Annotated in this window: 8 protein-coding genes; 3 read left to right on the top strand and 5 right to left on the bottom strand. The window is 52.6% G+C overall.

Going from position 1 to position 11,115, the window contains the following annotated elements:
* Nucleotides 1-57 precede the first annotated feature (57 nt).
* On the top strand, nucleotides 58-1,419 hold the full coding sequence (gene yegQ, locus FDW95_RS05760) for a tRNA 5-hydroxyuridine modification protein YegQ (protein ID WP_115258081.1): 1,362 nt from the start codon (nucleotides 58-60) through the stop codon (nucleotides 1,417-1,419).
* Between the two features lie 246 nt (nucleotides 1,420-1,665).
* Here the strand turns inward: yegQ and clpA are convergent, their stop codons facing one another.
* Complete coding sequence (gene clpA / locus FDW95_RS05755) at nucleotides 1,666-3,942, bottom strand: ATP-dependent Clp protease ATP-binding subunit ClpA (protein WP_096756564.1); 2,277 nt, start codon at nucleotides 3,940-3,942, stop codon at nucleotides 1,666-1,668.
* 29 nt (nucleotides 3,943-3,971) lie between these two features.
* Nucleotides 3,972-4,292 carry an ATP-dependent Clp protease adapter ClpS gene (gene clpS, locus FDW95_RS05750; RefSeq protein ID WP_003036810.1) on the bottom strand — a complete coding sequence of 107 codons (321 nt, stop codon included), beginning with the start codon at nucleotides 4,290-4,292 and terminating at the stop codon, nucleotides 3,972-3,974.
* Nucleotides 4,293-4,614: 322 nt separating this feature from the next.
* Between clpS and cspD the strand changes: the two genes are divergently transcribed.
* Nucleotides 4,615-4,839: a cold shock-like protein CspD gene (gene cspD, locus FDW95_RS05745; RefSeq protein WP_096756563.1), complete on the top strand. Its 225-nt coding sequence runs from the start codon at nucleotides 4,615-4,617 to the stop codon at nucleotides 4,837-4,839.
* Between the two features lie 84 nt (nucleotides 4,840-4,923).
* Here the strand turns inward: cspD and macB are convergent, their stop codons facing one another.
* Nucleotides 4,924-6,870, bottom strand: coding sequence for a macrolide ABC transporter ATP-binding protein/permease MacB (macB, locus tag FDW95_RS05740; protein ID WP_115258080.1), 1,947 nt, complete (start codon nucleotides 6,868-6,870; stop codon nucleotides 4,924-4,926).
* Entirely contained in the window at nucleotides 6,867-7,982 is a 1,116-nt protein-coding gene (macA, locus tag FDW95_RS05735; protein ID WP_115258079.1) for a macrolide transporter subunit MacA, read from the bottom strand. The genes macB and macA overlap by 4 nt, the downstream gene beginning before the upstream one ends.
* A 169-nt stretch (nucleotides 7,983-8,151) precedes the next feature.
* Between macA and FDW95_RS05730 the strand changes: the two genes are divergently transcribed.
* Nucleotides 8,152-9,099, top strand: a complete 948-nt coding sequence (locus FDW95_RS05730) for a VirK/YbjX family protein (RefSeq protein WP_115258078.1) — start codon at nucleotides 8,152-8,154, stop codon at nucleotides 9,097-9,099.
* Here FDW95_RS05730 and FDW95_RS05725 read toward each other — a convergent pair.
* Nucleotides 9,096-10,754, bottom strand: a complete 1,659-nt coding sequence (locus FDW95_RS05725; RefSeq protein WP_096756559.1) for an ATP-dependent endonuclease — start codon at nucleotides 10,752-10,754, stop codon at nucleotides 9,096-9,098. The two genes, FDW95_RS05730 and FDW95_RS05725, sit on opposite strands and share 4 nt — an antisense overlap.
* Nucleotides 10,755-11,115: the final 361 nt, after the last annotated feature.

The raw sequence follows: 11,115 nt of genomic DNA, 5'->3' as shown, positions 1-11,115 counted from the left end.
CCCCTAACCGCCTCACCGAGTGAGGCGAGTCTGACCTGTCATCAGAACGAGAAAATTATGTTTAAACCGGAACTCCTTTCCCCGGCGGGAACGCTGAAGAACATGCGTTACGCTTTTGCCTATGGCGCAGATGCCGTCTACGCGGGCCAACCACGTTACTCCCTGCGCGTACGCAACAACGAATTCAACCACGAAAACTTACAGCTCGGCATCAATGAAGCCCATGAACTGGGTAAAAAATTCTATGTAGTGGTCAACATTGCACCACACAACGCCAAGTTGAAAACCTTCATTCGTGACCTGAAGCCGGTGGTGGAAATGGGGCCGGATGCATTAATCATGTCCGATCCAGGTCTGATTATGTTGGTGCGCGAAAACTTCCCGGACATGGATATTCACCTGTCAGTACAGGCGAACGCCGTAAACTGGGCGACGGTAAAATTCTGGAAACAGATGGGGCTGACCCGCGTGATCCTGTCCCGTGAACTGTCACTGGAAGAAATTGAAGAGATCCGCACCCAGGTGCCGGATATGGAGCTTGAAATCTTCGTTCACGGCGCACTGTGCATGGCCTACTCCGGCCGCTGCCTGCTCTCCGGTTACATCAACAAGCGTGACCCAAACCAGGGAACCTGCACCAATGCCTGCCGCTGGGAATACAACGTGCAGGAAGGCAAAGAAGATGTGGTGGGTAACATCGTGCACAAGTACGAGCCTATCCCGGTACAAAACGTTGAGCCGACGCTGGGTATTGGCGCGCCAACGGATAAAGTGTTTATGCTCGAAGAAGCCCAGCGTCCGGGCGAGTACATGACCGCGTTCGAAGACGAACACGGCACCTACATCATGAACTCCAAAGATTTACGCGCCATTGCCCACGTTGAGCGTCTGACCCAAATGGGTGTGCACTCGCTGAAAATCGAAGGTCGCACCAAGTCTTATTACTACTGCGCACGTACCGCGCAGGTGTATCGTAAAGCAATTGACGATGCCGCAGCCGGTAAACCGTTCGATCCGCAGCTGCTGGAAACGCTGGAAGGCCTGGCGCATCGCGGTTATACAGAAGGTTTCCTGCGTCGCCATACGCATGACGACTATCAGAACTACGAGTACGGTTTCTCCGTTTCCGAACGCCAGCAGTTTGTCGGTGAATTCACCGGTGAGCGTAAAGGTGAACTGGCTGCGGTTATCGTGAAAAATAAATTCACCGTCGGTGACAGCCTGGAGCTGATGACCCCGCAGGGCAACGTCAATTTCACGCTCGAGCAGATGGAAAATGCCAAAGGCGAAGCGATGCCTGTGGCGCCGGGCGACGGTTACACCGTCTGGATGCCGGTCCCGGAAGATATCGATCTGAATTATGCATTGTTAATGCGTAATTTTGCCGGTGAGTCCACGCGCAACCCGCATGATAAGTAGTTAGTTACGGTTATTTTTCAGCGTTCGGAAGATTCTTAGAAATCGATCACATACCGCTTCGTTCAATAAGGGTATTATCCGTTTCGCTGAAAAACATAACCCATAAATGCTAGCTGTACCAGGAACCACCTCCTTAGCCTGCGTAATCTCCCTTACGCAGGCTTATTTTTTGTCTGTAATCTACCTTTCCGAAAACCAGGCGAAAAAAAACCGGGCATTACGCCCGGTCTGTGATGCGATAGAAGATTAATGTGCGGCTTCTGGCTTGTGCTTTTGTGCACTCTGGAAGCCATAGGTCAGCTCATTTTTCTCTTTATCCAGCGCTACGGTCACCTGACCGCCATCGACAAGCGAACCGAACAACAGTTCGTTGGCCAGTGGTTTCTTCAGGTTATCCTGGACTACACGCGTCATCGGACGTGCGCCCATTGCACGGTCATAGCCTTTCTCTGCCAGCCAGTCACGCGCTTCCTGACTCACTTCCAGAGAGACACCTTTCTGATCCAACTGCACCTGAAGCTCAACAATAAATTTATCGACCACCTGATGGATTACCTCGGTAGAGAGGTGATCGAACCAGATAATGTTGTCGAGACGGTTACGGAATTCCGGCGTAAATACTTTTTTGATTTCCCCCATCGCATCAGTGCTGTTGTCCTGATGAATAAGGCCAATCGATTTACGTTCGGTTTCACGCACCCCGGCGTTGGTGGTCATCACCAGCACCACGTTGCGGAAATCCGCTTTGCGCCCGTTATTGTCGGTCAGCGTACCGTTGTCCATCACCTGCAGCAGTAGGTTGAAGACATCCGGGTGCGCTTTCTCAATTTCATCCAGCAGCAGCACCGCGTGCGGATGCTTAATGACCGCATCGGTCAGCAAACCGCCCTGGTCATAACCGACATACCCTGGAGGCGCACCAATCAGACGGCTGACGGTGTGGCGTTCCATATACTCAGACATATCAAAACGCAGCAGTTCAATGCCCAGCGCTTTAGACAACTGCACCGTCACTTCGGTTTTCCCGACACCGGTCGGACCAGCAAACAGGAACGAGCCCACAGGTTTGTGCTCGTGGCCCAGACCAGCACGGCTCATCTTGATGGCTTCGGTCAGCGCCTCAATGGCTTTATCCTGTCCGAATACCAGCATCTTCAGACGGTTACCCAGATTCTTCAGCGTATCGCGATCGCTTTGCGACACGCTCTTCTCCGGGATCCGCGCTATGCGGGCTACCACGGACTCAATATCCGCCACATTGACGGTTTTCTTACGCTTACTGATCGGCATCAGACGCGCACGCGCGCCCGCTTCATCGATCACGTCAATCGCTTTATCCGGCAGGTGACGATCGTTGATGTATTTCACCGCCAGTTCCACCGCCGCACGTACCGCTTTGGCGGTGTAGCGAACGTCATGGTGCGCTTCGTATTTCGGTTTCAGCCCGTTGATGATCTGCACGGTCTCTTCCACCGACGGTTCCGTAATATCAATTTTCTGGAAGCGACGCGCTAACGCACGGTCTTTCTCGAAAATGTTACTGAACTCCTGGTAAGTGGTTGAGCCAATCACGCGGATCTTACCGCTGGAGAGCAGCGGTTTGATCAGGTTTGCCGCATCCACCTGGCCGCCCGATGCCGCACCCGCACCGATAATGGTGTGGATCTCATCGATAAACAGAATGCTGTTAGTATCCTGTTCCAGCTGTTTCAGCAGCGCTTTAAAGCGTTTTTCGAAATCCCCGCGGTATTTGGTGCCCGCCAGCAGCGAACCGATATCCAAGGAGTAAAGCGTGCAGTCGGCCATCACTTCCGGCACATCGCCCTGGACAATACGCCAGGCCAGACCTTCGGCAATCGCGGTTTTACCGACGCCAGACTCACCGACCAGCAGCGGGTTGTTTTTACGACGACGGCACAGTACCTGAATAGCCCGCTCCAGCTCTTTTTCGCGGCCAATGAGCGGGTCAATCCCACCCACCCGAGCGAGCTGGTTAAGGTTAGTGGTGAAGTTCTCCATACGATCCTCCCCGCCAGCTTGCTCTTCGTTATTTGGCTGATTACCGGAGTCAGCAGACTGACTCGGTTCGTCTTTGCGCGTGCCATGAGAAATAAAATTCACCACGTCCAGTCGGCTAACTTCATGCTTGCGCAGCAGATAGGCCGCCTGGGATTCCTGCTCGCTGAAGATGGCAACCAGTACATTGGCGCCCGTCACTTCATTACGCCCCGAGGACTGAACATGGAAGACCGCGCGTTGCAGCACACGCTGAAAACTCAACGTCGGCTGCGTATCGCGCTCTTCTTCGCTCTCAGGCAATACGGGAGTGGTTTGTTCAATGAAGGCTTCGAGTTCCTGACGGAGCGCCACCAGGTCCACAGAACACGCTTCCAGCGCTTCGCGGGCCGATGGGTTACTGAGCAACGCCAGTAACAAGTGCTCGACGGTCATAAACTCATGTCGGTGCTCGCGCGCTCTGGCGAAAGCCATGTTTAAACTGAGTTCCAGTTCTTGATTGAGCATAGGCACCTCCCCCAATGTTTATGCCTGATTCAGGCTTTTTCCAGCGTACATAGCAACGGATGCTCGTTCTCCCTCGCATATTTGTTCACCATCGCCACTTTGGTCTCAGCCACTTCGGCGGTAAATACGCCGCAAATAGCCTTACCTTGATAGTGAACAGCAAGCATCAGTTGCGTTGCACGTTCTACATCATAAGAAAAGAATTTTTGTAACACGTCAATAACAAACTCCATCGGAGTGTAATCATCATTGACTAATATCACTTTATACATAGATGGCGGTTTTAGCGCGTCGCGCAATTTATCTTCCGCCAGCAGATCGAAATCCAGCCAGTCGTTCGTCTTACCCATTGTCAGTCGTCATCTTCAGTTACGGTTACCGGCAGAATAACTTGCCGCTGACAAGAGCCTATGCGCACAATCAATCTACCTCAATTATTAGATAACTATCATCTATCAGTGTCATCCGCGACATCTGTCACATATCCGACAATAGCGTTAACTGCTTCAAATTTTGATGCATTTTTACCCGATTCCGCCCGTCTGGCGCTTGACGCCCCGCCTGATTTCTCTAAATTGTAGTCTCGAGAGTTGGCGAGGTTTTGAACAGCCCCCACTCCGCCACCGGTTCATTCCATCTTACTTATATAAGATTTACGAAGGATGTCGAAGTATGGAAACGGGTACTGTTAAGTGGTTCAACAATGCCAAAGGGTTCGGTTTCATCTGCCCTGAAGGCGGCGGCGAAGATATCTTCGCTCATTACTCCACCATTCAGATGGATGGTTACAGAACGCTAAAAGCCGGACAATCTGTCCAGTTTGATGTCCACCAGGGTCCAAAAGGCAATCACGCCAGTCTTATTGTGCCCGTGCTTGAAGCAGAAGCTGTCGCATAGCTCTTCTGTCTCATTGTGTACATCCTGCAGACAAAATGCCAGCCCCCAGAGCTGGCATTTTTATTTCTTTTTCAATACAACACGTTATTCCCGCGCCAGGGCATCCACCGGGTCCAGCCTTGCCGCGTTGCGCGCCGGGAGCCAGCCGAACAAAATCCCGGTCGCCGTTGAACACAGGAAAGCCGTCAACAGGGCGAAAGGTGAGAATCCGATTTCCCAACCGGGCAGGAAAAGCTGTAGCGTGAAAGCAATCAGCATCGATAAACTGATACCGAGCGCCCCACCAACGAGACACACCAGCACCGCTTCAATCAAAAACTGCTGCAGTACATCACTGGCGCGCGCGCCAACCGCCATACGAATGCCAATCTCACGCGTTCGTTCGGTGACGGAAACCAGCATAATATTCATCACACCGATCCCGCCCACCACCAGCGAAATGACCGCCACCAGCGTCAGGAACAACTGTAAGGTGCGCGTGGTTTTTTCAGCGGTTTTCAGAACGCCATCCATATTCCAGGTGAAGAAATCTTTTTTACCATGCCGCAACGACAGCAGTCGGGTAAGCTGTTGCTCCGCCTGAGTGCTGTCAAAACCTTCCTTCACGCGAACGGTAATAGAATTCAGCCACGATTGCCCCATAATGCGCCCGGACATGGTGCTGTAAGGCAGCCAGATCCGCAGAATTTTGCTGCTGCCAAACATCGACTGCTTCTCTTCCGCCACACCAATCACGGTGGCCGGCATATTGCCGACCAGCACGACCTCACCCACCACCTTCGCTTTATTCGGGAACAACTGGCGTCGGGTGTTACTGTCCAGCACCACCACCTGCGCCCGACCATTTAACTGCTCGGTGTTAAAGGTGTTTCCCTCGCTGAACGTCATACCATAGACATTGAAGTAATCGCCGCTCACGCCATTAGCGCTGGCTGCCACGTCGATGTTGCCATAACGCAGCCGTAGGTTCTTCGACACGGCAGGCGTCACGGAGCTGACCCACGGTTGCTTCTGAATCGCCGTCAGATCGTCATACTTCAGCGCTTGCTGATATTGCGGGTCATCGTCACCAAAATCTTTGCCGGGATAGATATCAATTGTGTTGGTGCCGATAGCGCGAATATCGGCCAGTACCAGCTGTTTTGCTGCATCGCCGACCACCACAATCGACACGACCGACGCGATACCAATAATGATGCCCAGCATAGTGAGCAACGTACGCATCTTGTTGGCAGCCATGGCCAGCCAGGCCATGGTCAGCGCCTCGCGAAAACCACTGACAAACTGACTCCAGCCGGATGCCGTCGTTACCGTAGGTTCGGTTATGCCGTGTCCGCTGGCTGTTTTGTGCGACGGTGGATTGCGCACAATTTCACCGTCACGAATTTCAATCACCCGTTCAGCCTGCGCCGCAACCTGCGGGTCGTGGGTGACAATAATCACCGTATGCCCGCGATCGCGCAGCTGATGCAGAATGGCCATCACCTCTTCGCCGGAATGGCTGTCCAGCGCACCGGTAGGTTCATCTGCGAGAATGACCTGTCCGCCGTTCATCAGCGCACGCGCAATACTGACGCGCTGCTGCTGGCCACCGGAAAGCTGGGAAGGTTGATAATCCACACGATCGCCCAACCCCAGGCGCTGCAGTAACGCGTGTGCCCGCGTCAGACGCTGCTTGCGTTCGGTTCCGGCATAGACCGCTGGCACCTCCACGTTTTGCGCCGCCGTTAAATGCGAGAGCAAATGATAGCGCTGAAAAATAAAACCGAAATGCTCGCGCCGCAGTTGCGCTAACGCATCACTATCGAGCGTGGAGACGTCACGCCCCGCAACCCGATACGTGCCGCTGGAAGGCTTATCCAGACAGCCGAGGATATTCATCAGCGTCGACTTCCCCGAACCAGACGCCCCGACAATCGCCACCATTTCACCCGCCTGGATGCTCAAAGAGACGTCCTTTAGCACCTCTACCTGCCCTTCGCCTGACGGGTAGCTGCGGCGGATATGGCTCAGCTCAAGCAACGCCGTCATTGTGCCGCTCCGGGTTTCGCCTCGCTGATGATGACTTCATCACCCTCTTCCAGCCCTTTGACGATTTCCACATCGGTATCGTTACGGGCGCCGATAGAAACTTCGCGCTCGCGGGTTTCGCCGTTGCGCAGCAGCCTGACGTTATAGCGGTTGTCGCCAACAGGCTCGCCCAGCGCCGCCAGCGGGATGGTCAGGACGTTTTTGACGTCCGTCAGTTGGATATGTACCTGCGCGGTCATATCCAGGCGCAGGATCCCTTTCGGGTTGGGTACTTCGAAACGGGCATAGTAGAAAATCGCATCGTTCACTTTCTCAGGCGTCGGCAGCACATCTTTGAGCGTACCTTCGTAGCGCGTCTGCGGATCGCCCAGCACGGTAAACCAGGCTTTTTGCCCTGGATGCAGGTGAATGACATCTGCCTCGGAAACCTGGGCTTTAACCAGCATGGTGCTCATGTCAGCCAGCGTAAGAATGTTAGGTGCCTGCTGGGCGGCGATCACGGTTTGCCCCTGCAGGGTGGTAATTTGCGTCACTTCGCCAGCCATTGGCGCCACAATACGGGTGTAGTCGAGGTTCGTTTTTGCCGTATCAAGAGAAGCCTGATTACGCTTAATTTGTGCATCAATGGTGCCAATTTGCGCCTGTTTGACCGCCATCTGCGTGGCTGCTGTATCGAGATCCTGCTGCGAAACCGCCTGCGTTTTCGCAAGCTGTTGCTGGCGAGAAAGCGTCACCCGCGCCAGTTTCCACTCGGCCTCGGCCTGCATACGTTGGGCACGTAATTCCATCAGCGTGGCTTCGACTTCTTTGATCTGGTTTTGCGCCTGCTCAGGATCAATGACGCCAAGCAGCTGATCTTTTTTAACTTTATCGCCAATCGCTACGGACAGCGTTTTTAACTGCCCGCTCACCTGCGCCCCGACGTCAACTTTGCGCAGCGCATCCAGCTTCCCGGTTGCCAATACACTTTGCTGAAGATCGCCGGGTCGCACAATTAATGTTTGATATTGCGGCAATGGCGCATTAAGCGTTCGCCAAAGTGCAATTACCGCCACAATAATGATGACGGCGAAGATAAAATAGCGTTTTTTGATTTTTCCCTTGAGCTTCATAAATGTCCCAATTCCCCCAAAACGTCCACCAGAGTGGAGTGTTAAACGTCAACGATAAATAAATAGCCGTTGAAAAGCGCCAAGAATAACAGAGTTATTGATGAATGGTTAAGATCCGCTGTGCTGAAATTACTACAAATACGTCTCAGGCTTCCATCGGATTTATATTATGAGTCAGCTAACTGAAAGCACTTTTCATTCCAGCAATCCTGTCACCAGCTTTAACCTTTTTTACAGCCTAAGCCGTGGTCAATTACGTCCCGGGCAATGCTGGGATAAACGGAGTTTTCGCCGTAAGTTTATCTGGCGTTCTTTACTAATACCCCACCTCACCAGAGAATGGATGACTGAACTGGCTCAGTGGCCGGATCTTGATAGCCTGCTCACCCGCCAGCCCCGACTCCCAGTTCGTTTGCATCGCCCTTACCTTGCCGCTAACTTCGATCGTAAAATGCGCTTAGATGCCGTGCGTTTTCACTATCATGTTATCCGCCAGACATTTTTACCTGCTGAATTTAAAGCATTGTTAAGTAATAGCGGCTTACAACTGGCACAAATTAAAGGCAAAGACGACGAAATATTTACCGTCACCATGATGATGTTCCCGGTACTGGACAAAGAGGGAGAAAGTACCATTCTGGTACAAAATGGCGCTGGAGATGTTCTGACTAAAATAACCTTTACGTTCTGCGAATATCACGGAAAAAGTACGCTTTTTATTGGTGGCATGCAGGGCAATTCACAATTGCCTCACGAGACAACACAAAAAGCAACGAAGTCCTGTCACGGAATTTTCCCAAAACGGATTGTGATGGAAGCGATTTGTCGTTTAGCCGAACGGTTGAATATAGAAAACGTGATGGCTGTCAGCAATGAACAGCATATCTTTCGCAGCCCACGTTACCATGATAAAAATAAGGTTATCCTCTCCGACTATAATGCGTTTTGGGCGTCGGTTGGCGGTGAATGCGACAGCCGCGGGTATTACCATATTCCGCGCACGCTGGCACGAAAAAGCGAGTCGGAGATTGCCAGTAAGAAGCGGGCGGAATATCGCCGCCGCTATCAATTACTGGACACTATCCACGAACAGCTGTCGCTGATGTTCCGCCACTAATCAGCACGTCCGCGTGCCAGCCACAGCACGCGCGAAAACATTTTTCGCAGCAGGGTGGGAACGGCATCAACACCGCGCCGCCCTGCTTCCATCGCCACTTCAATCGCCAGATCCGGTTTTGACGAACGATGAATCGCTTTGGAGATAATTTTACGCATATTCATCGGCACGTTTTCCGGAATTTGTGCCACCCGGTGAAAGACGTCTGAGAAACCCTGGCGATACATAAAGTGCTCCATATCCAGCGCGGGCAGCATTGTCAGGTGATCGCGTTCTTCTTCGCGGTCGTTACTCAGCAGACTGCGTACGGTGGCGGCATATTTTTTCCCGGCCTCATCGCCATCAACCAACACGTGCCACTCTATTCCCATCCGCCGGGCAAATTTCACCAGCGGCTTAAGCCCGGACTGGGCAAATTCAATCACTTTAATCCCTTCGGCATCAAAGTGATGACCGCACTGACGAGCCAGTTCGTTGATCACCCAGGTTTCCGTTTCGCCTTCCACCAGCAGCCAGCAGCGGGCAAATAATGACGATGCGCGATTAAAGCGAATATGAAAGGCAATCCGCCGCCCGTCTTCCGCGCTCAGACCGCCTGGTCCCAAACGCCAGGCGGCGACACGGGAAGATTCACGCACCAGGCGCACCACATGTTCAACGGGGGTAAGCGACAGCAATTCACCGGAGTTGGTAGTCGCCACACGCTGCAGAGGTAACAGATTCAGCAACTGCCAGGCCACTGACAACATGATGGGGTGCAAACGCGTTTCCGGATCTTCGACCAACAGCAAAGGACGGGCGTCTTTGTCCAGCCTGAGCGTACCTTTGGCCTGGAGCAACGTTGAAAACAGCCCCAGCAGGATCACGCGATGCGTACGTCCGCCAGGCTTGTCAATCATCCGGTTGATAATATCCAGATAACGCCAGCTACGCTGCTCATTATTGGAACGCCGACGCATCAGACGATAGCGAGACTGGCCCGCGCCTTGCTCAGAAAAGTAGTGTTCCAGCAGTTGTACCATCGCCGACAGCCCCTGGCGGATCTGGCCGTCCGTCAGATTTTGTGGCCGGGTTGCCAGTTCACGCGCCAGGAAATCCAACTGGCGGGCAGTCACTTCGACTTCCGCAATATTCGGCACCGTGCCGTTGCGGATACGCCGCATAAAGCGCGCATCGCGCAGTCGCAACACCGGCATCAGACGCACGAGGTGGCACGCCAGGTCGTTAATATTGTCGAGCGCGAGCGGACGCCCTTCACCATCAAGGAAACTGCGCAGCGTCAGGACGCTACCGTCATCCGCACACTCGCCTTCCAGACGATAGAAAATACGGTGATAGTCATCGTGACAGGGAGACCAGCAGGCTTCCAGCGGACGATAGCGGCGCACCCGATGACGGCCCGGCTGCGATTCACGAAAAGTAAGAATAATATGTAGATGATGTTCCCGGCCCTGGATATCGCCCGGCGGAAACCAGAAGTCTTCACGGTCAAAATGATACAAATCCGATTCCGGTGACAGCAGCAAGGTCAGTGCATCCAGCAGGCTGGACTTACCCCACGCGTTCTCCCCAATCAGCACGTTGTTCTGCTCCAGCATCAACGACAGCCGATTAATACCACGAAACCCAACAATCTCAACGCGTTCGAGAATCATATAGCCTCCGGAAATGCTAACTTTTTCCTTCAAGTTATCAGGAGTATAGCGTCAAGCTGGCGTGCAGAACACCTGAGATCGCACAGACAGAAATCAGAACAATAAAAAAATAAGAATATTCTTCTTTAAATTCACGCCAGATATTATTACAGGGGACAACCATTTGCTTTTCGCTAATTGAACTATGCTGTATTCACCTCAACACCAAAAAGGATTCACATCATATTGCCTTAAATCAAATTTTTTCATTAATTTAAGTGGCAAAGGGATGATATTTTTTTCTAGAATACACGCTCTTTAATCATCGTCCCTTTTAGCGATGAAATACCGGGCCAGGAAAACGGGTAATGACTCCAACTTA

The organism is Citrobacter sp. wls718 (assembly GCF_005280945.1).
GTDB lineage: Bacteria > Pseudomonadota > Gammaproteobacteria > Enterobacterales > Enterobacteriaceae > Citrobacter > Citrobacter gillenii.
The sequence above is the reverse complement of the archived record's forward strand: the minus strand, read 5'-3'. Positions and strand labels throughout refer to the sequence as shown.